Genomic DNA, 21,136 nt, shown 5'->3' on the forward strand with positions numbered 1-21,136 from the left:
CAACAGCCCGGATAGATAAACCCTTAGCTCGTAAAAACATAAGCATTTCACGTTCTTTTATAGTAAGATGTTTATAGTTGATACCGGGTACCTCGAATTGTTTGATTTGGTCGTTAAACATATTCTACCCGGTATGGGTTTATTTTTTTTACTTTGTGTTACATTTCAATTGTAAATTCGTCACAAAAAACTAGCATTGATTTTTCATCAATACCAAAAAGTGTATACCCGTATTTTGAAGACTGACGTGTACCCTAGAGTTGGAAATCAACTCTGGGGGTATTTTTATAACAAAAATCAGTATCAATACTAAGATTAAGGCGATTCAAGAGTACGCGAAAGGCATAGATAGTTTAATGTCTGTAGCTAAGAAATACGGGATTGCCAGATTTGATTTTCAAATTTTAGTGGGAATTTATGCACGATTTGGTAAGGAAGTACTACTTCATCCGCCAGTTGTAACTGGGGATTTTCGAGTGAATTTGGTAAAGTGGAAACAAACTAATCTGGCGTTAATTGCCGAGACATGCATTCACTTTGCTTATCGTTCTCCTGGTTCCGTATATCAATGGGAATGTCTTTACAATAAGCAAGGACCACAAGCCTTACTGCGATTGCGCTCAGGAAGAAAAGCGAAAAATGGTCAATCGTCACGACGAACATCAATCCAACAAACTGCATCAACTCCAAAAGCAGAATCAAACTCTACAAAGAGAAAACTTATTATTAAAGATACAACTCGACGCCTCAAAAAAATTACAAGCCTTGAGAAAGCATCCAACAAAGAAATCGCGCAAGTAATCTATGAGCTCAAGGCGAAGTACCTATTAAAGGACCTGATTGAGGCGCTCCTCATTTCAATGTTAACTTACCAATACTGGCAAAACCGCTTCCAACATCCGGATGAGGATGAAGAAGAACTGAAAGAGGTCATCAAAGGGTTCTTCGAGCACTTTGAAGCTGAATATGGGGTTCGTCGGCCGAGTGCTCAAGTCCGCGAGTATTACCGCTTGATTGGCAAGCAAATGCCCAACCATAAGCGCGTTCAGCGCTTGATGCATGAAATGGGACTGAAGTGTACGAAGTATAATCGCCGAGTTCGCAAGTATGATTCTTCTAAAGGCCCGAATGGTAAAAAGGCCAAAAATAAACTTCGTCGTCGTTTTATGAGCGATCGTAAGTATCAAAAAATAGTCTGTGATGTCACGGAATTTAAGGCTCAGAATCAGGAACCCGTGTATCTAGAAATCATTAAAGATTTGGCAACCAACCAGATTTTAACTTGGTCCCTTGGCCTGCATCCCAATCTCCATTTCTCACTGGCTCCATTAAAACAGCTGCTTATGCAGCTACCACATACTGGTTATCAATTAACCCTTCATACCGATCAGGGTTGGCAGTATCAACACAAGGCTTGGCGCCGTTTATTACGGAAAGGTCACATCCGACAAAGCATGTCACACCGAGCTACTTGCCTTGATAATGCAGCCTGTGAAACAGTTTTTAGTAAGTTAAAAGCGGAAATTGCCCCTGACACAAGTTATCGTAACCAATTAGAATTAATCCAGGCCATCGAAAAGTGGATCCACTTCTACAATGAAAGACGCATCCAAACAAAATTAGGCAACCAAACTCCACTCCAGTATGAGCAAAGCTTAGTTGCCTAAGAAATTATTATTCAGTTTTTCAGTTGAAATATTCAACTTCCAACTTTATGGGTACACGTCAGACATCGACGGGTTGGTCGGTGTCTTTTTCTTTTACTAATACATATTTTAAAGGAAAACGGAGTTAAATGAAATCCGAAGATTTCATCTAACTCCGCTTATTATTAGGGACTTATGTCACAGTCCCTTTCTTTTTTAAATGATCTTAGTTTATTAACGAGTGACCGATTGAAGAGCCTTAACAACGGCATCCTTTTCGGCTTGAATCAGGTTAACCTTACTTTCGATCACATTAATGTCCATATTGATTTCACGGGTTAATCCTGGGGTATCAATCTTTGGTTCAAAGAACTGCTTGAATTCTGCTAGACGGGCTGAAGTATGGAATACATTCGCGGTTACAGTAATGTAGGTTGCAAATTCCATATCACCACCGACAGTCTTCTCAAGCCAATCCCAATCATTGCTGATCCAATCCCAAGCTGCTTGTTGACCGGCATTGTTTGCAAGAACGTTGCGGTACCAGCCACGAAGGTCTTGGGGCTTAATTGTATCAGCGTTTTCAAATTCATTAATTAGTTCGGTGATTAATGAATTATCTGGAGTGCTAGTAATTGCACCGTTTAAGTCACCTTTATAACTAGCATCGGTTGTCTCCCGGTAATCTTCAAGCAATTCGTTGAAGAGTTCCTTGCTTCCGTAATGCTTAACTTCATTCCGCAATACTAATGGTCGAATATCAGCAGGGAGCTTTTCTAACCGCTGATAGTTGTTAGTGAAGATTTCATGAGCAGCCTTAATTACTTCTGGATTTTCTGCATAGAGTGCAGCTCCTAAGACGATTGGCCGAGTTAATTGATCATCATTTGATTCATTGCTTTGTGGCTTCCAGCCAAGTCGACTAACCTGCTTGGCACTTAATTGGTTCACAAATTTCTTTAGGGCACTTTCCTCTGCGCTACCGGGAGTTACGAATTGCTTTAACTTATTCACAATTGCATAAAGCGCGGTATTAACGATTTCGGAATGACTATCAGCAAAGCGCGGCAGGAGCGGAATGATGTCCGCGTAGGATAATTGTTGACCATCGGCTAAGAGCCGGAAATCTTGAAGTAGTTGTCGTTGATCAATCGCGGTTAACTCATCGAGATGATCAAGAATGTCATTCATCAAAGTTTGGTCGTACTTAACAATAAAGTGTGAATTGTTGCCAACATTGAGCCTGAATGGCTTTCCTTCTTGCTGGCGTAATTCTTGATAGTCACCAAGGTTAAGGGATTTTTCTTTCATGATTTGTGGGACTGCCTTATAGTTGGTGTTTAACGGAATTTGCCATAACCGACCAGTACCATGACCATCACCAATAAAGAACTGCTGTTGGCTTAATTGGAGCTGGCCGTCAACTAATTTTGCTTCAACAACTGGGTAACCCGGTTGCTCAAGCCACGATTCCATAATGGCACCGATATCAAGGTGGGAAGCTTTACCAAGGGCATCCCAGAGATCAGCACCAGTTGCGTTATGGTATTGATGAGCTTCAAAGTAGTTCTTTAGTCCCTTACGTAAAGCATCATCACCGATTAGTGACCGGACCATTACTAACATTCTGGCACCCTTAGCATAGACAATCGCACCATCAAATAAAGCATCAATCTCAGCAGGGTTATTAACCTGAACATGAACTGATTGAACACCGTCAGTAGCGTCACGCTGGAGAGCCATTGGTGCTTCAGAGGTTTGGAATAGTTCCCAGATCTTCCATTCAGGATGGATTGCGTCCACCGCAACATATTCCATCATGTTAGCAAAACTTTCGTTAAGCCAAAGATCGTCCCACCACTTCATTGTGACTAGATCGCCAAACCATTGGTGAGCTAATTCGTGGGTGATTACGGTAGCAACCAGACGCTTCATGTCTAGTGAAGTATTATCTGGATCAAGCAGGAGGTATGCTTCACGGTAGGTTACTAAGCCCCAGTTTTCCATTGCTCCGGCAGAAAAGTCAGGGAGTGCTAGTTGCCATGAGTGGGGGAGCGGGTAAGAAGTTTGATAGAACTTTTCGTAGAATTCAATTGCCCGCTTTGCAATCTCAAGGGCAAAATCTAATTCTTTTGGCTGATGGGCCTTAGTAGCAAAGACACCAACTTCAACCCCACTTTCAGTAGTTATTTTCTTGGATTGAAGATCGCCAAGGGCAAAGGCAACTAAGTAAGTTGACATCCGAACTGTTGGTTGGAAGTAGTGTACTCCAGCTGAAACGTGATCTTCTGGCATATTAGCGATAATCGTTTCTCCTGGATGTTCATCGAACTTAATGGCAAGGCTAAAGGTAGCTTTTGCTTCAGGTTCATCAACGGACGGAAAGGCTTGGCGAGCAAAGGTAGTTTCAAATTGGGTACCGATGATTTGTTTCTTTTCGCCATTTACCTTGTAGTATGACGGGTAAATTCCCATCATGGTATCAGTAAGTGGGGCGGAGTAGTTAATTGTTAATGTGTTTTCACCGGTTTCTGGTACCGTGATGTTAATCGTTTCTTCATCATTATTAACAGTGAATGGGACATCCTTTCCCGCAACTTTAACAGATGAAACATTTAAGAACTTTTGATTAACACTAATTTGCTGTTCGCTGGCGTTTCCTGTGATGGTTGTCTTACCAGTAATGGTCTTCTTTTCCCGGTTGATATCAAGGAAGATATCGTAATGAGAAGGTTGAAACTTTTCGTAAAGACGCTTTATTGTTGACATAAATTCACCGATCCTTTACTAAATTGTTTTAGCATATACTTTGATATTATAACCTAACTTTGCTTTTAGCTGAATTGAACAGCACCTTAACTTAAAATTTGCTATAATAGTGGGCGATTCACTCAAGCTTTTGTAAAGCTTGGTTAGCTAGGTTGTGGGCACCATGATTATCTCGTTCACTGACCCATTGTGTAACGACAGTTGAAAACTGACTGAGCAATTGATTAAGCGTTGTTAATTGTGATTGATAATGTTTTGTATAATTTTTACCAATCGCGTCGCTCAACAATCGACTATCGGTATAGAATAAAACTGTTTCGTTATGGTTATAGTGTTTAACTAAGTATTGAAAACCAGCGATTGCGGCCGCAAACTCGCCTTCATGATTAGTGGCAGCTTCAAGTGTTTGCGACAATTGTTGCTGGTGGTGCTGATCAACAATCAGGATCCCAAGTCCAGTTGGCCCAGGATTCCCCTTAGTAGCAGCATCAGTATAGATTTTAATCATCGAATGATTCACCTCATTTTGAAAGGAATAATGTTATGGAAGAAGAAACTCGTTACTTTTACCAACCCAATTTAACTACTACCATTATTAGCTGGTGTTGGACTTTTTTAATTTTTATCGCTGGGCTAGTTATCTGGCTTGAGATTACCCATTTCCAATGGTTAACGGCGCTTTTCTTTTTGTTATTTATTATTGTAACGCTTTTAGGAATTTTTCGGCGAACCGTTGTAATCACTCCTAGCAAAATGGTTTTTAGTCGGATCTTGCAAAAAGACTACCTGGTGATTCCATTAGTTGATATTCGTCAGCCCCGGTTTACAAAGCATACGGTTTCATTTACCGTCAATGGGGAAGTTTTTAATTTTGCATTCTCTTCAAAGGCAATTCGGCGGCTCAAATTGGCACTAGATCGCTTAAAGGAGGGGTAGGCGTGTTTATGTTTGGCTACCTTCTATTGGTACTAGTACTGATTTGCCTAGATCAGTGGTTGAAGATTTGGGTTACCACTAATATTGCGTTAGCCCATAGCAAGCATTTTATTCCCAGAATAATGGACTTAACGAACCTCCACAATTATGGCGCTGCTTGGAGTATGTTTCAGGGTCAGCAACTTTTCTTTGGCATTGTTACCATTGTCGTTATTGGGGGAGTTGGTTATTGTTTCTGGAGTTTCCGTAACCGCCACGAAATCTTACTATGCTTAAGCCTAATTCTTGCTGGAGCAATTGGTAACTTCATCGACCGTCTACTTCAGGGATATGTGGTTGATATGTTTGAGTTCTTACCAGTTAATTTTCCAGTATTTAACGTGGCTGATATGTGTTTAACTATTGGTGTAATTTTGCTAATTATTATTGTACTGCGTGAGGATGAAGAAAAGTGACAGACAAATTAAATTTAACGATTGATTCATCGATGACTGGACGGATCGATAAGGAGTTAGCTCATCACTTGACTGACATTTCCCGTTCCCAATTACAAAAGTGGATTGAGGATGGTAATGTTACGGTTAACGGCGCTACAGTCAAGCCAAAGTACAAATTAGCTGTTGGTGATGAAGTGATTGTTCAGCCTGAAAAACCACAAAAGATCGATCTTGAGCCAGAGGATATCCCCTTAGACATCGTTTATGAGGATGATGATGTGATCGTTGTGAATAAGCCCCAGGGGATGGTCGTTCACCCGGCGCCTGGTCATCCCAACCACACCTTAGTTAATGCCTTGCTTTACCATTCACCATTATCAACAATTAATGGTGAGTTTCGTCCCGGAATTGTTCACCGGATTGATAAGGATACATCGGGACTTTTAATGGTTGCTAAAAACGATCGAGCTCACCGCTCACTTGCGGCCCAGTTAAAGGCCAAGACAAACCAGCGGGAGTATGTAGCTCTTGTCCATGGTGTGATCAAGGAAGATCGGGGGACAATTGATGCTCCTTTAGGACGGTCAAAGAAAGACCGCAAAAGACAGGCAGTTGTTGAAGACGGCCGCCATGCTGTAACTCACTTTAAGGTTTTGGAACGGTTTGCACACTACACGCTTGTTAGTTGCCAATTAGAAACCGGTCGAACCCACCAGATCCGGGTTCATATGAAATACATCGGACATCCCTTGGCAGGCGATCCGTTATATGGGCCACGAAAGACCCTTCCAGGTAATGGTCAGTACCTGCATGCACGTCTTCTTGGCTTTAAGCATCCCCGGACTGGAGAACAAATGACTTTTACTTCAGAACTTCCAGATTATTTTCAAAAAATGATTGATCACTTAGAAAAAACTGATCGGCCATCATAATATTAATTAAAAAAGCTTAGTAAGTTACTTTAAATAAAATTACTAAGCTTTTTTAATTAATATCGCTTTGAAACGCTTCCGATCATTTATATAATAGTGAGGGAAATAGATGCGGTGAAAAGGAGTGAGCGCTGTGGCAGCACGCTACCTAATTTTTGAAGATGGAACCACCTTTGCTGGAGATGGCTTTGGCTCACCAGCGATAACCTTTGGTGAAGTAGTTTTTAATACAAGCATGACGGGTTACCAGGAAATTATTACTAACCAGATTTATGATAATCAAATTGTAACTTTTACTCAGCCCAATATTGGTGGTTATGGGATTCAACGAAATATTTATGAATCAATTGTTCCTACGATTAAGGGTGTAATTGTTCGTTCACTATCGAATGTTGCGACAGATAATATTCGACGACTAACCCTTGATCAATATTTGAAACAAATGAATATTCCAGGAATTACTAATATCGATACTAGGGCAATTACCCATAAACTTCGTGATGCGGGCAAACCACTTAAGGGAAGTATTGTTCCGGTTCCCGATGATCACGCATTTGATCAGCTTCACGCTACCGTTTTAACTAACCAGCAGGTAGCACAGGTTTCTACTCCTAAGCCATATCCCAATCCTGGTGTGGGGATGAGTGTCGTTGTAGTTGACTTTGGGTTAAAAAACGGGATCTTACGGGAACTAAGTCGGCGAAAATGCAATGTAACTGTATTGCCGTATAACGCATCAGCTGATGAAATTTTGCGCCTTGATCCTGATGGAGTAGTCCTTTCGAGCGGCCCGGGGGATCCCCACTATGTAAAGTCATCAGTCCTTGAAATGATCCGCAAAGTCCAGGAGCAAGTTCCGCTGTTTGGAATCGGCCTAGGTCACGAACTGTTTGCCCTAGCTAACGGTGCACAGGTGATTCCCCTAGGCGTAGAGCATCATGGGATGAACCACCCAATTAAAGAAATTATTACCGATCACATTGTTTATGCTAATCAGTCAGAAGGGTACACAGTTGCCTGGAGTACAGTTGATCGTTCAAAGTTATTCGTTACTTACACTGACATGATTGATAGTAGTGTCCAGGGATTGCGTCATCGTCAATACCCAGCATTTTCCGTCCAATTTTTCCCAGATGGGGCACCTGGTCCTGATGAAACAGACGGCCTGTTTGATGAATTTATCGATACTATGAAGCGGAAGGAGGAACGGCGATAGTGAGAAAGCAACAATCAATTTTAATTATCGGTGCCGGCCCTAATAACATCCAGCATGGGGATGAAGTTGATTCAGCAACTTACCAGGTTGCAACCTACCTCCACCGTGCAGGAGTTACTACCATTTTGGCAGATAATAATCCTTTTTCTTATAGTTTGAATGATTCTTCCGTGATTGATTATTCTTCAATTGGTCCGCTGACGGTTGATCACCTAATCGCGTTAATTGATCAGTATCATCCTCAAGCAATCTTGCCGACATTGGGTAACCGTCAGGCTTTTCTCCTTACTCAGGAATTAATGGAGAAGGGGATCCTGCGGGAAAAGGAAATTAAACTTCTTGGTATTCCAGAAGCGACTGTTCGTCAAGTTAATAACCCAATTCTTCTTGAGCGAACTTTGCGTCGAATGGATGCACCAATGAAAAAGATTTCAACTGTAAATAATTATCCAGATGCGCTAGAAGAAGCCAATAAACTTGGTTACCCTGTCATTATTCGCTCTGTTTTACCAAAGATTACGAGTACTCGTCAGATTGTCCATGACCAAAGTGAACTTGCAACTGCTGTTAGTAAGTGCCTGAGTCAATCACGGGCAGGGCAAGTCTATGTTCAACAAAGTCTGGCTGGCTATAAGGAAATTGAAGTGGTTGTTCAGCGAGATAAGTCAGGAACCATGATGATGCTGGGAATGGTTGAAGACATGGATCCAATTGGAATCCATGCGGGGGATTCAATTGCCTTTAATCCGGCTCAGACACTTCTCGATCGGCAAATTCAAGATATGCGGGATGTTGCATTTGCAATTACCCGGAAACTCCGGATTGTTGGGATTAACCATATTCAGTTTGCTTTAGACCCTGTTAGTGATTACTTCTATGTCATTAAGAGTAGCCCGTACTTTGACCGGATGGTTTCCTTTGTAGCCCAGTCGACAGGTTACCCGATAGCAATGGTTAGTGCGCAGCTTTATTTAGGTAGGACCTTGCGAGAAATTGATCTTGGTCCTGGTTTTGCTAAACATGCTGCATTAGTCGAACCCGTAATGGATCATATTGCCGCCCGGGTACCAGTTTGGGGATTTAGTCCTGAACAATCACAAAAACAATTATTAGGAACAGAAAAGAAATCCGTAGGGACGGTCTTTGGGATTGGGAGGAACCCAGCAGAAGCCCTATTTAAGGCGATCGAATCCCGTTACCATGAACCGACAGATTTCCATCTTAAAACACAGGCAAAACTTTCCGAAGACGAGTTAATTGATCGTTTAGTTCATCCACATGCCGGCCGGCTATTTTCCCTTCTAGAAGCAATGCGTCGGGGATACACTGCCTACGAGTTAGTCGAAATGACCAAGATTGACCCATTTTACTTTGATCAACTTTCAAAGATGAAGGAATTGATTGGAGAATTAATTGAGCATCCTGGAAAAGAACCGGTACTGGTTAATGCCAAGCATAACGGCCTCAGTAACCAATTAATCGCGAAACTCTGGGAAACAACCCCCAAACAGGTTTACCAAATGATGCAGGATCATAACCTTACCGTAAAGTATAAGGAAGTTGAGCCATCTGCTGGCGAGTTTGATCAACATACTCAGACCTTCTATTCAGCATATGAGGATGAAAATGAAGCCTTGACCCTGCCACAGCCGAGTGCTTTATTTATTGGGACTGGAGGCTTACGACTTGGCTTGAGTAATGCTGGAGATTTCTTCGTTGCGTCCATGATGATGCAACTTCACCGGCAAAATTATCACACGATTATCATGAATTGTAATCCAAGTTCGGTCACCCTCAATACTCTAATTGCTGATAAGCGGTATATTGAACCTGCTTCGGCAGAAAACGTGCTCTCGGTCGTGGAAATTGACCAACCACAGTTAGTTTTTATTCCTGCTAGTTATACAAACTTGTTAGAGACACTGAAGAAGTATGATTTGCAAAGTAAAGTTATTACTTTACCCGATGATCGGTTAGGTAACCTTAAGCCAAAGTCAAACCAGTTATTAACTCTTGACTATCTTTGGGACGGTAACACTGCTAAGTTCCTCACTTCAACAGCTGCTTTGCAGTCTGCTATTAACCTTGATTACGAAATGGTTAATTTACGGTTGCCAGCTGAAATATCAAATGATGAATTAACGCAGTTGCAAAATAAGGCCCAGGATGTTATTGAGCAACAAGTTAATCCAGGATTTTACCAAGTAGTCTTTGAAAAACAGGGGATGGAATATAAGGCACTCACTGTCCAATCAGTTAGTCTTCCAGAAGTTGCTTTTCTTTCAAAGTCACTCGGAATTAACTTACCAGCATTATTGGGTCAAGTTGTTAGTGATGAAAACTTTAATCTTGCTAGTGTGGAAATTCCACAACCACGAGGAACCGCAATTTATCGGGCATCTTTCCCGTTTGAATCTCTTTACATGAAGACCAAGGAAACTCCTGGTCCAGATAAAGTAATTGGAGCAGAAATTCAGTTTATGGATTAGAAAATTAATAATATAAAAGGATGAGGCCGGGAAAAAACAAAATGTTTTTCCGGCCTCATCCTTTTATATATGGGTAATCATTGTGGTAATGTTGAAAATTTATACCAGTCCTCAGGGAAGCCATATAATAAGAATTAACTCGCTTATTTGCTTGTGTGTTCTTGCAATAAAGGTATCAGTGCTAAGCTGTGATAATAATATGGTTATACTGATTACACAGCAACGTAATATATGTGTACAAAATACCCGGCACTTCATTTGAGGTGTCGGGTTTTACTAATAGTAGAAAAAATAACGGAAATGTCCTCTAATCATCGAGCTTATGCGGTGTCACATACAGGGTCTTTTGCCCCGTAAAAGCGAATTTTAATAATCTTTAAGAATAGCAAAAAGGCTAGAACTATTAATATAATAGGATTTCTAGCCTTTTTACTATTTTTAAAAACTGTGATAAATAACGATAAATTTTAAAGAATGGGCACTGCTATGGGCACTAATTTTATTACTCAAGAAACGTTTAATTTTTCCAGAGCTTCAACAATTTTCTTATCGTTTTTCTTCTTATATTCATCAATTAAGTAGGCATATATCTTGGTGGTGGTAGAAATGTTACTATGCCCTAATCGTTTACTTATAGCATATATGTCTACCCCATTCGCTAAAAGAATAGCAACCTGGCTATGTCGTAAACTGTGAAAGTGAAAGTTATGTCTATTGATATTCAATTTTTTCATCATACTATGTAAACAATTGTTAACAGCGTCTGTAGTGGGTACTGTTCCTAAGAAATTCAAAAATACCATTTTTGAGCTTTTACTTCTTTGTCTTAGTTCCATAAGAACGTTTGCTAAATCATCGTTTATTTTTATTTTACGATTTGAACTTTTTGTTTTTGTTTGCTTGAAGCACTTTCTTCTAGAGTCCCAAGATTTATTAATGTCGATAGTCTTATGCAAGAAATCAACGTCTTTCCAAGTAAGGGCTTGAATTTCGCCGAGTCGCATGCCTGTGTAAATTGCTGTAACAATCATATAACGTGATGTATATAATTGATGACCCGATGTTTTCTTAGCTTCATGTAGAAGTTTCTTAATTTCTTTCATGTTAAGGTAGTCAACATGTAATTCTTTATCTTTATTACCAGTAAGGGTTATATTTTGTGTAAAATCACGAATTATAATTCCATCAAGAATTGCTGACCTTACACATTGACGAATAATATTGTTAGTTTTGCGAACGCTCGCTGGAGAATGATCCTTTGAATATTTATTAATAAAACCTTGGTATTGGGAACGATTAATTTTATTCAATTTTTCATTCTTAAAATTTGTTTCAATTCGATCCTGAACGTTTGCATACCAGGCTGTACTAGGTCCTGGAGTCAACTTTGGCTCTTTATATTTTTTAAACCAGTCCTTGTAGTAGTCAAAGAATGTAATACTTTCGTCTACCTTAATGCCTTTAGTAACATTTGCAGATGCATCGACTGCCCATTTTCTAGCCTCAGCTTTAGTTGAAAAGGAATTTTTTGTTTTACGATGTCTTACTCCTGAGCTATCCATCCAGGAGATTCGCACTTGCCATTTACCATTTTTCTTGCTATATGAAGCCATAATAATTCCTCCTATATGTTAAAATAGAAGGGTTGAATGTGTTATCCATATAATTCAACCCTGGTCCTGTTAGTGTTGCCGCACTAGCAGGGCTTTTTTAAAACGATAATCCTTGTTATAATTAAGAAAACTAATGTTCGAGGTGAGATTGAGATAATGATTAATAAAATAATCGCCACCTTATTGACTGTTGGTGGCATGGGCTATATTAACCTTATAGTTGCAACTCAATTAGGCACAGTTGATATTCATAAAGAAGATAAGACTACTGCTATTGCCTATTCTGCAATGTGGTCTATTGTTGATTTTGCAATCTATTTGATAATTCTTAACTGTGTAGGCAAGTATTTAAAAGGTGATTGGCTTTTAGTTGCAACTATGATATTAACCATAGTAGTTTCTTTCTTAGTAGCAATTATAATCTCTCCGTTGTTAAAGAAACTTGTATATTTTTTATATAATTCAGTCCTACACGTATCTAATAAACCTGGAATTGATTCAGGGACTGTTTGGCATCATATCATGAGTGATAACAATGAGCCTATCATGGCTTACTTCTATTCATTTGACCATCAGCCCCTTGGATTCGGCTATGTTGATAAATCTTCCAATGACGACAGTTCAAACTATTCGGCTTCGCTACAACCGTTTAATTATCAAAACCCAGAATTACAGGATACGTATAATGAAATGATGAAAAAAGTCCAGGACAATGAGTTTTGCCAAAAATATAGCACTAGACAGTTTGTGGATTTTAAGCAGCAGTTTATTGCTTTGATCATCCAAGAAAAGTAATTACTTTTTTGGTGGTTGATTTATTTTATCCGTTGATGGCAGTTTATGTTTTGTCGTCTTAGCTTGAAACGATCTTTTGATGCCTTTAATAACCCGAGTTCTTTCGGGTATTTTCCCTTTTGAATTGGGGTTGTTATTCATATCTTTACACATCCTTTCGTCCCACCGCTTCGGGTGGGCTTTTTTAGTTAGGTGAAGTCATATTCATTTTTCTCTGTCTCGTTAGTGTGCCAGCACTAGCAGGGCTTTTTTAAAACGACAATTCTTGTTATAATCAAGAAAACTAATGTTCGAGGTGTGAAAACATGTTAAAAACTATTATTATTTCGGTTCTTATCAGTGTTGCGCTTAGCTCACTAACAACTATATTTGCTATGCACATCATGAGTAATTTCTTTACTCGTTTCTTAGCACAAACTGAAAATCGTTTTGATCAAAAGCTAGGCATTTACAAAAAATTAAAGCAGAATAGTGCTAACAAATGAATTCCCAAGATTAGTTAATCTTAATTCACCATATTCAAAAACGACTTTGTTATATGGATGTTTACTAATGAAAATAGGGGTTTCTCCAGGGTGATCGATGTTGACATCAAATCTTCTATCTAATCCCTTCTTAAGTTTTGGGAGATTTGATAGCCTTTTTATTTCTTCTAGGTCGTTCCTTAGTTCTTCATGGAAGCTCCCAATGTTTCTTTGCACTACACCCAAGGAATTTAAAATATCAATTTCTTGTGAGAAGGATTTAATTTTATTTTGATCATCATATTTCAATAAAATGTTATCGACACTAAAAGTGGTATGATTGCTCATAGTCGAATCGTAGAATTTTATGTTAGCTAAGGCAATGCTGTCTTTGATATAATCTCCAATTAAGCTATTCTTTCCTTTGAAAAGAAGAAGAAATTTTGCTTCTTTAGGTGATAGATTACTAAGTAAAGTTGAAAAATAAGGTAAAATATTATTTGAAGTATCCGTGTTTGCTGTCTTAGCAATTAACGTTGAAAAATATTCTCTCATCAAATCGCTATCCAATGAGTATTTAGAATCTTCTAACTCTTTGATCATTAAGCCTCGTTTATCTAGGCTCATTTTATCTTTTGAAATTTTAGAAAGCTTTTCAGCAGTCATGTGTTTTAAGCTTTCGACTTTTGCTTGTTCAACAGCTAAATATTCAATAGGCTTATGGAACACCCACGTAAAAATTCCACCCAATCCATCACCGATGGCTTTGGTCGGAGGATTTATTAAATTTTGTTGAGCTTGTTGAGGTAATGACGACCAAATAGTCATCCAATCATAATTTGGCCCTTGGTTCATATCTATACACATCCTTTCGTCCCACCCCTTCGGGTGGGATGTTTTAGTTATTAGTCATAGAACCATCAGGATAAACATTGACGCTTTGAGCTGTTCCTGTCATAGTTCCTTGTGTAGGGTCAATTGCTTTTACAAAGTATGAGCCATCAGCATTTCTGATAGGTTGACCAGTGCCAGCGTCATACATAATCGTCCAATGATAGTTACCGTTACCGTCACCATATTTTGCTTTAGCAGCATTTAACGCGTCTTGTGCGTTATTAATACCATTTGCTTGTTGTGAAGCATGACTTGTATTTGACTGGCTATTTTGCTGTTGAGATTGATTCTTTTGTTGGTTATTAGTGTTTTTTTGAGAGGCAGAATTACTTGAAGAGCTCTGTTCCTTTTCTTTTTGTTTTCTCTTATTGATGCTTGATTTTAGTCTAGCATTATCTTTCTTTAAGCTAGAAGCCTCACTGTTTTCTTTAGATTGCTTGCTGTTGGTTATTCCGCATCCAGCAAGACCTAGGCAGGCAACAACAGCAAGCGTACTTATTAATCCTTTTTTCATGTTTTATTAGCTCCTATTGGAAATTCTGACCACCGTTGGCGTTCATTTGTTGTCTCATATCGTTTAATTGTTGATCGTTCATTCTGGTTAGGCTACCAGTTGAGGGATCGTAATTATAACCTTGATACCAAGCATTGTATCGTTGATAGTCAGCACTGTTAGAAAATGAATCAGGCTTTCTTGTTCCGTCTGGATAAAGACCTTTATTAACATTTGCTTGTTGTGCAGCATCTAAATGTGAACCAGAGTAATTTTGTTGTTGACTATTATTTGAAGCCGTTTGATTGCCGTTTTGGCTAGTTTTTTTATTTTGATTAGAAGGGTTGCGATTATTATCAGTGTTACCCTTGTTAGAACCTTTGGCACTCTTAGAATTATTTTCCTTTTTTAAACTAGCAGTTTGCTTTTTATATTTATGTGTTTTGCGATGGTTTTTGTGTGTTTTTGACTGTTTAAGAAGACGAGCATGTTCGGCTCTAAGCCTTTTTAAGTTATATGACTGGTTGCTACATGCTGCTAAGCTCATCCCCACTAGTGCAACAGCACAAATTAAACCTATTTTTTTCAATTATTTCATCTCCAAAATATTCTAATTTAATTCGTAATTAATAATCGTCAACGTTATCGTCTTTGCCAGACCATACACTAAATGATGATACTTTAGCATCTTTATCATTAGAAACTCGTTGCATAGAAACGTGATACCATTTCTTGCTCTTAGGTGAGTAAACGTTGAACGAGTTTCCTTCTGGCAAGAAGTCATTGCTATCGGTTTTGTCCTTTGTATATTTCAAATCAGAGTCTTGGAATATATCAGTAGACAGCTTATTCATAACATCTGTAACATTATTGGGGTTAGCACCATAAACGTATTTAATGGCAGTAATCTTGTTATCGTTATTGATAAAGTATCTAAGGTTATCGTCATCTTTATCTACGTAATAAGCACCATCAGCTTCTTCCTTTGCTTCGGACTTATCAATTTTGCTTCCTATTGAATTAGTGACTTGCTCAGTTTGCGGTTCTGAATTCGTGTGATGAAATTGATCTTGATAAATATAGCAAGCTATACCAAACCATACCAATAGAGCAAATGCATACTTAGTTTTGTTGTATTTTATTCTTTCTCTTCCTTCTACAGTAAAAGGCAATGCAAGGAACATAACAATGAGAACAATTGCTAACCAAAAACAAAGTATCCATAACCAGTGTGGCATAATAAAATTTCCTCCCAGTCAGCTTTTAACGTCGATCAGTATATTGGACGTGGTGTTATAACTTTACGTATCTCTCTGCCCACAGTGGAATACCGCAAGCTTTGAATAATTGCTCTTTGGTTTCAAATTCAGATACATCAACTCCTTCAAGCATTATATTTACCATGAATAGATTCGCTTCGTATTCAGAACCTATGGTATTAAACTTCAAGTTATTTCGAGAAAGCCATTCAGTATTATTCCCGTGATGGCAGTAGTGGTGACCGAGTTCGTGACCACAAGCATAATTGTCCTCAAATTCGTTGTTTTGCGCAGAGAGGGTAATTAAAGGAATACGTTTGATGTTCGTATAGTGTCCAAGGAAGGCACGGCCAAGATTCTGGTGACAAACATAAATACCATTTTCTTCGCAAATCTTCATTGGATTATTTGTGCCTGCGTTGTATACAACTTCGTGGGCCTTTTTCTTTATCCAATCAGCAGTACGCATTCATACCACCTCACTAATCATTATTCTTGCGGTACTTCTTTGGAGTGAACTTCTTCTTAGCAAGAATCTTAGAAGTGCGAACTGCATTTTCTAATGAAGCACGAAGGAGTTCAGCATCTTCCTCAGTTATCTCTTCATCACCGTTCTTCATGTATGAGAGGGCATTTTTATCACTAAGTCCTTCAATCATGCCTTCTAATGTTTTTTGGACATCACGTTCATCTCTGCGAGTGAAGGTGGGGGTGGGTGTTCTCCCTAATAAATAATCGGTTGTAACGTTAAAAAAATCAGCAACCTTCTTCAAACGATCACCATTTGGAGTTTTCTTTTTCCACGAATATAGAGAATTTCTACCGAAATCGAGTTTTTCTTCTAATTCAACAATGGATATTCCTTGCTTTTCCGCAAGTTTTTTAACTCTATCAAACACTGTCATATCTACGTTCTCCTAATTAAATGGAAAATGAATTTAAACTTTATGATAGAATAATGTTGACATCTATATTAAAGTTTAATACACTATCCTTGTAAGTTATTTTGTAAGCAAAAGCGCAAGCAGCAAATATGAGGCCCGTGCTATGTAAAGCCGCTATTTTGCACGTGTCATATGGTGTTGCTCGCTTATTTAACTATACTCAAAGTCTACACTTTATTATAGAGGCAGTCAATTGATTTCTATAATAAATACTTACATTTTCACTTACGCTGGGCGGGTCGGAGGAATAAATAAGAAAGGAAGGTTAATTATATGGACGCTAAGGAACAGTTTAAAAAGCTCACCAATGATTACTCGAAAATGATTAACGATTACACCGATAGTCTCCTGCTTACGTTTGGCAGTAATAAAAAAGCTCGTATGTTTTTGCGAGAACAACTTGCTTTTTACAGCAATTCTCAAACACACGAACTTATTGATAATTTGATACGAAATTTAGAACAGCTTGCACTTAATCAGTAAGTTGAACATTAGCTACTGCCGAAGTCTTAATAAACTTATAACCACTATCATTTATTTCGATGAAGTCAGTCGATGCTACTAATCCACTAATTGAAATTGCGGGATTTGTAACATCTAGCTCTTTACCATCGGTAATAGTGCCATTGAAAACTTGTTTTAAGTAATATGGTTGACTACCTAATTTTGCATCAAGTGCTTTGTAAGCATGAACTTCAGTTGTTGATTTGATATATAATGTCGCCATTTATAAGCGTGATTTTTACCATAATATTTTCACCACCTTTATATTGACCTGTTTTTAATTTTATCAGAAAGGAGGCAACGCAATGCCAGAAACATTAAAAGGTCGACAACGCATTCTTAATTACTTGGCTGAGAACAATATTTCTCAGGCTCAACTTGCAACTATGTACGGTATGAACAAGCAGGATGTATCTGATTATTTATCTGGACGGAAAACAAATCCTGCTGCGAACAAGTTCATCATCACTTTGATTAAGAATTTTGGAATCAAGTATGAAAGGAGATAGATTGATTTGAACAAAAATGAATACCTTAAACAATTTGAACGACAAAATCCAGTTATAGGGATATTTGGAGAAAAATCGAAAATTGTTGGAGAACAATTAGTCCAAGTAATGAAAAAAGAAGGTATTACATATGACCAAGCATATGCAAGCCTTCAATACGCTTATAACAAAATCAGATTTGAATCTAATTTTCTGAAACTTCAATAAGTGAAACAGGTCTAATTTTGTCTTTGTCTGAAATCTCGATGAACGGCAACTCAATGTTACTATTCATAATTTTAACGTTGTATAAGAGCTGGTCATCATTGATAGCACCAATAAGCCTAGACGACTTTACGAATTTTAAGAGTTGATTAAATAGCTCGGCATCGTTGGAATATAGAGAACCAAAGCTGTTGAATGTTTTACCAATCCCAAAGTACTTGAAGAACTTCTCACGAACATTCAAAGGAAATGAATTCTTATCGCTGTAAATAGGTTGTTCATCAACCTGCCATTCTTTATCAATAACTGTTTCAAATGGCATATCTTTGCGATAACGAAAAGCACTAGCTGTTACAAAATTATTATTAATTTTCCAAACAACTTGATATTCTTTTGGATTATCTATCTTCTCCTTTACCAGTTCATGAGACAAATGAAGTGAGTAATCAAAGTACTTAGCAAATTTTAATTCTTCCACGATATCTTCACCACCTTTATTTTGAACTAGATAAATTTTACCAGAAAGTTGGAAGTAAGTATGAAAAGAAATAATGAGACGAAAAATAAATTAAAAAAGATTTATCTTAACTGCACATCGATTGTGTTTATTGGTAAGTCGTTTGTTCCAAACGAAAAAAGCCACCTCAAAAGGAGATGACCAATTTGAGCCAAAAGAAGAAAGTAATTTGGTGTTTAACCAAATCTATCTTAGTTCCAGCGCTCGTCAGTGCTTTAACTACATTGCTATTTATAAAAATGTTTTACCACTAGAATTGCTAAATTGGCGATTATGGAAACGATTATTGGAACGGTGACACTTCTATATAAAAACTGCCTCAGATGTTCACAATGCCAATCATTGTAATGGAGACCTTTTTCTGTAGATGCAATTCCGTTATCAGGGCGGTAACGATAGCTATCCTCTGGCTCCGGATAATGGTGTGTTTCAACTAATCCGTAATTTCGTAGTTGGTAGATCAAACTCTGGCTGACTGGTAATGTCTTCAGCCTTTATAAGTCTCTTTTTTCCATAATCAGTTAAAAAGTTGATTTTATTCAACAATTTTCGTTCTTTTCTATTTAACACAATTTTATCTAGTTCCATAACATCCACCTACTTAGCAATTTATCAATTTAATTTTACCAGAAAGAAGTGAGAACAACGGAACCACAATTATTTAACTTTGAAGGACAACCAGTCCGAACAGTAACTATTAATGGCGAACTATATTTCGTTGGCAAGGATGCTGCTACTACTTTGAAATATCGTCAACCTGCCGATGCAATTCGTAATCATATTCAACCAGAAGACAAAGGGGTCTACAGGTTATCGACCCCTGGTGGAAAGCAGAGTATGACAGTTATTAATGAATCTGGATTGTACGATTTGATTTTTGACGCAAGCCGGCAGAGTAAGAGCGAAGCAGTCCGTGATAACGCTCGAAAATTTCGGCACTGGGTCACCGGCGAAGTCCTTCCATCAATCCGTAAGCACGGTGCCTACATGACGCCACAAACGATTGAGAAAGCTTTGCTTAATCCAGATACTATCATCAGCTTAGCCACTCAATTAAAGGAAGAACAACAACATCGCAAACAACTACAAGCTGAGAACGAAGTTATGAAACCTAAAGCACTGTTTGCCGATGCTGTGGCAACAAGTGACACATCTATCTTGATTGGTCAGCTTGCCAAAATCATGAAGCAGAATGGTGTTGATATGGGACAAAATCGGTTATTCAAGTGGATGCGTACACATGGCTTCTTGGGTAAGCGTGGCGATAGCTATAACAAGCCAACGCAGAAAGCAATGAATCTTGGACTGTTTGAGGTAAAAGAACGGACTGTCAATAATCCTGATGGTTCGATTCGGGTAACCATTACTACGAAAGTTACTGGCAAAGGTCAGCAATACTTTATCAATAAATTTCTCAGAGGAAGTGAAGAAGTTGGAACTAACTAAAGAAGAAGTAGCCCAAATGATTAAAGAAGCGATCGAAAAAGATCGTCACGAACGGTTAGAGAACTCAGTTAACCAGATTGTTGATACAGCCGATATTGATTCGCCGGCATATAACACCAACCGTTTATTTTCACAAGTACGTAGTGAATATAAGAGTAAGATTCTAAGCTTATTCACCCAAAGTGGCTATGAAATCCGCGGGCCAAAGGGCGAAACACTTAACTTTGGAGCATGGCGGTTATTGGATCATGTTCGAGATCTAGTCCTGATTGGATTTAATGCTAAGTCAAACACAGGCATTCCAATTAATCGTCGTCGAGAAGCTCAAGAACGTTATCGTAATATTGCTGAAGAGCTGTATCAAATGTTGCAAAAGACATTTAGTTAGGAAGGAGCTGATCTGATGAGCGCATTACTTGAACTTGTTAAAGAGACCCCACCGGAAGACAGAAAGGCAGTTGCAGAATATCTGAAACCATACTTAATGGTAGAAGAAAAAGAACCAATAATCGAACAGTGGGTAGGCATTGAAGAACTACGACCATATACTCCGGATAAGAAGGCTAAAGCATGGATTCAGTTATATATTCTTAAAGCTTACCCAGAAACAAGAAAGTGGTCAACAAATCCATATCCCGGTAAGGGACGACCCATTAAAGTTAATTTGCCAGCTGCTAGAAAATGGATCGAAGAACATATAAGTCAAATTGACTGGAACAAACCAATGCCCTAGGAGTTAATAGCATGTTGACTATTGAAATTGCAACACCACCATTGATTATTTCAGTAATCATGTTGACTGCACTAATAAGGCACTTGGTTACTGGACGACCAATTTTGAAGAAGTACAGAAAGAAACACTGAAGGGAGGGTAAAAGAATGAAACAACTGGTTTTAGTGTTAGCAACCGGATTCTTTAGCTACTGCTATAGCTGGGGTGATGAATTAGGAATGTTTATTTCGTTCATGTACATTTTCTACACGTTAGCTAACACATTCCATAGATGGGCAATAAAAAAAGGCACCAGTACCGCAAATACTGATGCACAGAGTAAATAAATATATCACA

Annotated in this window: 27 protein-coding genes; 14 read left to right on the top strand and 13 right to left on the bottom strand. The window is 38.4% G+C overall.

All coding sequences use genetic code 11. The annotated features are described in order from the left end of the window. Positions 1–82 (bottom strand): helix-turn-helix domain-containing protein (locus NFR46_RS07180; protein WP_251576167.1); only part of this gene is annotated, 82 nt, incomplete at its 3' end. 205 nt (positions 83–287) lie between these two features. Here NFR46_RS07180 and NFR46_RS07185 point away from each other — a divergent pair. After that, positions 288–1,667, top strand: coding sequence for an IS3 family transposase (locus tag NFR46_RS07185; protein ID WP_338146929.1), 1,380 nt, complete (start codon positions 288–290; stop codon positions 1,665–1,667). Positions 1,668–1,880: 213 nt separating this feature from the next. On the opposite strand, the gene NFR46_RS07190 is transcribed toward NFR46_RS07185, so the two are convergent. Together NFR46_RS07190 and NFR46_RS07195 are read right to left on the bottom strand one after the other, a co-directional pair. Then, a complete protein-coding gene (locus NFR46_RS07190; protein WP_251576016.1) occupies positions 1,881–4,415 on the bottom strand; it encodes a M1 family metallopeptidase in 2,535 nt (844 codons plus the stop codon). 118 nt (positions 4,416–4,533) lie between these two features. Beyond that, complete coding sequence (locus tag NFR46_RS07195) at positions 4,534–4,923, bottom strand: ribonuclease HI family protein (protein ID WP_251576018.1); 390 nt, start codon at positions 4,921–4,923, stop codon at positions 4,534–4,536. Between the two features lie 35 nt (positions 4,924–4,958). Here NFR46_RS07195 and NFR46_RS07200 point away from each other — a divergent pair, with 35 nt between their 5' ends. The 5 genes from NFR46_RS07200 to NFR46_RS07220 all read left to right on the top strand — a co-directional run bounded on the left by NFR46_RS07200 (position 4,959) and on the right by NFR46_RS07220 (position 10,425). Further along, positions 4,959–5,351, top strand: a complete 393-nt coding sequence (locus tag NFR46_RS07200; RefSeq protein WP_251576020.1) for an EbsA family protein — start codon at positions 4,959–4,961, stop codon at positions 5,349–5,351. Between the two features lie 8 nt (positions 5,352–5,359). Further along, positions 5,360–5,806, top strand: a complete 447-nt coding sequence (gene lspA / locus NFR46_RS07205) for a signal peptidase II (protein WP_251576169.1) — start codon at positions 5,360–5,362, stop codon at positions 5,804–5,806. 32 nt (positions 5,807–5,838) lie between these two features. Further along, positions 5,839–6,720, top strand: coding sequence for an RluA family pseudouridine synthase (locus tag NFR46_RS07210; RefSeq protein WP_420908594.1), 882 nt, complete (start codon positions 5,839–5,841; stop codon positions 6,718–6,720). 133 nt (positions 6,721–6,853) lie between these two features. Beyond that, positions 6,854–7,936, top strand: a complete 1,083-nt coding sequence (locus tag NFR46_RS07215; protein WP_251576024.1) for a carbamoyl phosphate synthase small subunit — start codon at positions 6,854–6,856, stop codon at positions 7,934–7,936. Further along, positions 7,933–10,425 carry an ATP-binding protein gene (locus tag NFR46_RS07220; protein WP_338146930.1) on the top strand — a complete coding sequence of 831 codons (2,493 nt, stop codon included), beginning with the start codon at positions 7,933–7,935 and terminating at the stop codon, positions 10,423–10,425. The genes NFR46_RS07215 and NFR46_RS07220 overlap by 4 nt, the downstream gene beginning before the upstream one ends. Before the next feature lie 506 nt (positions 10,426–10,931). On the opposite strand, the gene NFR46_RS07225 is transcribed toward NFR46_RS07220, so the two are convergent. Beyond that, on the bottom strand, positions 10,932–12,038 hold the full coding sequence (locus NFR46_RS07225; protein ID WP_251576028.1) for a tyrosine-type recombinase/integrase: 1,107 nt from the start codon (positions 12,036–12,038) through the stop codon (positions 10,932–10,934). A 156-nt stretch (positions 12,039–12,194) separates the two neighbouring features. On the opposite strand from NFR46_RS07225, the gene NFR46_RS07230 reads away from it, so the two are divergent. Continuing rightward, complete coding sequence (locus NFR46_RS07230; RefSeq protein ID WP_251576030.1) at positions 12,195–12,833, top strand: hypothetical protein; 639 nt, start codon at positions 12,195–12,197, stop codon at positions 12,831–12,833. Between the two features lie 458 nt (positions 12,834–13,291). Here the strand turns inward: NFR46_RS07230 and NFR46_RS07235 are convergent, their stop codons facing one another. Genes NFR46_RS07235 through NFR46_RS07260 form a run of 6 tightly spaced genes read right to left on the bottom strand, consistent with a single transcriptional unit; the run spans position 13,292 to position 16,848 of the window. After that, the gene (locus NFR46_RS07235) at positions 13,292–14,152 is read right to left on the bottom strand and encodes an Abi-alpha family protein (RefSeq protein WP_251576032.1); all 861 of its coding nucleotides are present in this window, start codon (positions 14,150–14,152) and stop codon (positions 13,292–13,294) included. Positions 14,153–14,195: 43 nt separating this feature from the next. After that, complete coding sequence (locus NFR46_RS07240; protein ID WP_251576034.1) at positions 14,196–14,705, bottom strand: hypothetical protein; 510 nt, start codon at positions 14,703–14,705, stop codon at positions 14,196–14,198. 13 nt (positions 14,706–14,718) lie between these two features. Continuing rightward, positions 14,719–15,273 (bottom strand): hypothetical protein, encoded by a 555-nt coding sequence (locus NFR46_RS07245; RefSeq protein WP_251576036.1) that lies wholly within the window; start codon positions 15,271–15,273, stop codon positions 14,719–14,721. Between the two features lie 37 nt (positions 15,274–15,310). Beyond that, positions 15,311–15,922 (bottom strand): hypothetical protein, encoded by a 612-nt coding sequence (locus NFR46_RS07250; protein WP_251576038.1) that lies wholly within the window; start codon positions 15,920–15,922, stop codon positions 15,311–15,313. A gap of 55 nt (positions 15,923–15,977) precedes the next feature. Next, the gene (locus tag NFR46_RS07255) at positions 15,978–16,412 is read right to left on the bottom strand and encodes an ImmA/IrrE family metallo-endopeptidase (protein WP_251576040.1); all 435 of its coding nucleotides are present in this window, start codon (positions 16,410–16,412) and stop codon (positions 15,978–15,980) included. Positions 16,413–16,425: 13 nt separating this feature from the next. Further along, on the bottom strand, positions 16,426–16,848 hold the full coding sequence (locus tag NFR46_RS07260; protein WP_251576042.1) for a helix-turn-helix domain-containing protein: 423 nt from the start codon (positions 16,846–16,848) through the stop codon (positions 16,426–16,428). Between the two features lie 312 nt (positions 16,849–17,160). On the opposite strand from NFR46_RS07260, the gene NFR46_RS07265 reads away from it, so the two are divergent. Continuing rightward, the gene (locus tag NFR46_RS07265) at positions 17,161–17,370 is read left to right on the top strand and encodes a hypothetical protein (protein WP_251576044.1); all 210 of its coding nucleotides are present in this window, start codon (positions 17,161–17,163) and stop codon (positions 17,368–17,370) included. Here NFR46_RS07265 and NFR46_RS07270 read toward each other — a convergent pair. After that, on the bottom strand, positions 17,360–17,614 hold the full coding sequence (locus NFR46_RS07270) for a hypothetical protein (RefSeq protein ID WP_251576046.1): 255 nt from the start codon (positions 17,612–17,614) through the stop codon (positions 17,360–17,362). The two genes, NFR46_RS07265 and NFR46_RS07270, sit on opposite strands and share 11 nt — an antisense overlap. Before the next feature lie 82 nt (positions 17,615–17,696). Here NFR46_RS07270 and NFR46_RS07275 point away from each other — a divergent pair, with 82 nt between their 5' ends. After that, positions 17,697–17,900 (top strand): helix-turn-helix domain-containing protein, encoded by a 204-nt coding sequence (locus tag NFR46_RS07275; protein ID WP_251576048.1) that lies wholly within the window; start codon positions 17,697–17,699, stop codon positions 17,898–17,900. 6 nt (positions 17,901–17,906) lie between these two features. Further along, positions 17,907–18,107 (top strand): hypothetical protein, encoded by a 201-nt coding sequence (locus NFR46_RS07280; RefSeq protein WP_251576050.1) that lies wholly within the window; start codon positions 17,907–17,909, stop codon positions 18,105–18,107. Here the strand turns inward: NFR46_RS07280 and NFR46_RS07285 are convergent. Beyond that, positions 18,085–18,582 carry a hypothetical protein gene (locus tag NFR46_RS07285; RefSeq protein ID WP_251576052.1) on the bottom strand — a complete coding sequence of 166 codons (498 nt, stop codon included), beginning with the start codon at positions 18,580–18,582 and terminating at the stop codon, positions 18,085–18,087. The genes NFR46_RS07280 and NFR46_RS07285 overlap by 23 nt on opposite strands. 468 nt (positions 18,583–19,050) lie before the next feature. Beyond that, a complete protein-coding gene (locus tag NFR46_RS07290; RefSeq protein ID WP_251576054.1) occupies positions 19,051–19,209 on the bottom strand; it encodes a hypothetical protein in 159 nt (52 codons plus the stop codon). A 48-nt stretch (positions 19,210–19,257) separates the two neighbouring features. Here NFR46_RS07290 and NFR46_RS07295 point away from each other — a divergent pair, with 48 nt between their 5' ends. From NFR46_RS07295 to NFR46_RS07310, 4 genes are all read left to right on the top strand, one after another. Then, positions 19,258–20,067, top strand: a complete 810-nt coding sequence (locus NFR46_RS07295) for a phage antirepressor KilAC domain-containing protein (protein ID WP_251576056.1) — start codon at positions 19,258–19,260, stop codon at positions 20,065–20,067. Then, on the top strand, positions 20,054–20,455 hold the full coding sequence (locus NFR46_RS07300) for a hypothetical protein (protein WP_251576058.1): 402 nt from the start codon (positions 20,054–20,056) through the stop codon (positions 20,453–20,455). The genes NFR46_RS07295 and NFR46_RS07300 overlap by 14 nt, the downstream gene beginning before the upstream one ends. Positions 20,456–20,470: 15 nt before the next feature. Beyond that, positions 20,471–20,800 carry a hypothetical protein gene (locus tag NFR46_RS07305; RefSeq protein WP_251576060.1) on the top strand — a complete coding sequence of 110 codons (330 nt, stop codon included), beginning with the start codon at positions 20,471–20,473 and terminating at the stop codon, positions 20,798–20,800. 146 nt (positions 20,801–20,946) lie between these two features. Further along, positions 20,947–21,126, top strand: coding sequence for a hypothetical protein (locus NFR46_RS07310; RefSeq protein WP_251576062.1), 180 nt, complete (start codon positions 20,947–20,949; stop codon positions 21,124–21,126). Positions 21,127–21,136 lie beyond the last annotated feature (10 nt).

This window comes from Limosilactobacillus agrestimuris, from assembly GCF_943193105.1.
GTDB lineage: Bacteria > Bacillota > Bacilli > Lactobacillales > Lactobacillaceae > Limosilactobacillus > Limosilactobacillus agrestimuris.

Excerpts from the sequence above, each read along its gene's own strand:
- NFR46_RS07225 (WP_251576028.1), bottom strand. The coding sequence starts at position 12,038 with ATGGCTTCATATAGCAAGAAAAATGGTAAATGGCAAGTGCGAATCTCC.
- NFR46_RS07265 (WP_251576044.1), top strand. The coding sequence starts at position 17,161 with ATGGACGCTAAGGAACAGTTTAAAAAGCTCACCAATGATTACTCGAAA.
- NFR46_RS07190 (WP_251576016.1), bottom strand. The coding sequence starts at position 4,415 with ATGTCAACAATAAAGCGTCTTTACGAAAAGTTTCAACCTTCTCATTAC.
- NFR46_RS07250 (WP_251576038.1), bottom strand. The coding sequence starts at position 15,922 with ATGCCACACTGGTTATGGATACTTTGTTTTTGGTTAGCAATTGTTCTC.
- NFR46_RS07195 (WP_251576018.1), bottom strand. The coding sequence starts at position 4,923 with ATGATTAAAATCTATACTGATGCTGCTACTAAGGGGAATCCTGGGCCA.
- lspA (WP_251576169.1), top strand. The coding sequence starts at position 5,360 with ATGTTTGGCTACCTTCTATTGGTACTAGTACTGATTTGCCTAGATCAG.
- NFR46_RS07260 (WP_251576042.1), bottom strand. The coding sequence starts at position 16,848 with ATGACAGTGTTTGATAGAGTTAAAAAACTTGCGGAAAAGCAAGGAATA.
- NFR46_RS07235 (WP_251576032.1), bottom strand. The coding sequence starts at position 14,152 with ATGAACCAAGGGCCAAATTATGATTGGATGACTATTTGGTCGTCATTA.
- NFR46_RS07200 (WP_251576020.1), top strand. The coding sequence starts at position 4,959 with ATGGAAGAAGAAACTCGTTACTTTTACCAACCCAATTTAACTACTACC.
- NFR46_RS07255 (WP_251576040.1), bottom strand. The coding sequence starts at position 16,412 with ATGCGTACTGCTGATTGGATAAAGAAAAAGGCCCACGAAGTTGTATAC.
- NFR46_RS07240 (WP_251576034.1), bottom strand. The coding sequence starts at position 14,705 with ATGAAAAAAGGATTAATAAGTACGCTTGCTGTTGTTGCCTGCCTAGGT.
- NFR46_RS07310 (WP_251576062.1), top strand. The coding sequence starts at position 20,947 with ATGAAACAACTGGTTTTAGTGTTAGCAACCGGATTCTTTAGCTACTGC.
- NFR46_RS07290 (WP_251576054.1), bottom strand. The coding sequence starts at position 19,209 with ATGGAACTAGATAAAATTGTGTTAAATAGAAAAGAACGAAAATTGTTG.
- NFR46_RS07275 (WP_251576048.1), top strand. The coding sequence starts at position 17,697 with ATGCCAGAAACATTAAAAGGTCGACAACGCATTCTTAATTACTTGGCT.
- NFR46_RS07270 (WP_251576046.1), bottom strand. The coding sequence starts at position 17,614 with ATGGCGACATTATATATCAAATCAACAACTGAAGTTCATGCTTACAAA.
- NFR46_RS07210 (WP_420908594.1), top strand. The coding sequence starts at position 5,839 with ATGACTGGACGGATCGATAAGGAGTTAGCTCATCACTTGACTGACATT.
- NFR46_RS07305 (WP_251576060.1), top strand. The coding sequence starts at position 20,471 with ATGAGCGCATTACTTGAACTTGTTAAAGAGACCCCACCGGAAGACAGA.
- NFR46_RS07230 (WP_251576030.1), top strand. The coding sequence starts at position 12,195 with ATGATTAATAAAATAATCGCCACCTTATTGACTGTTGGTGGCATGGGC.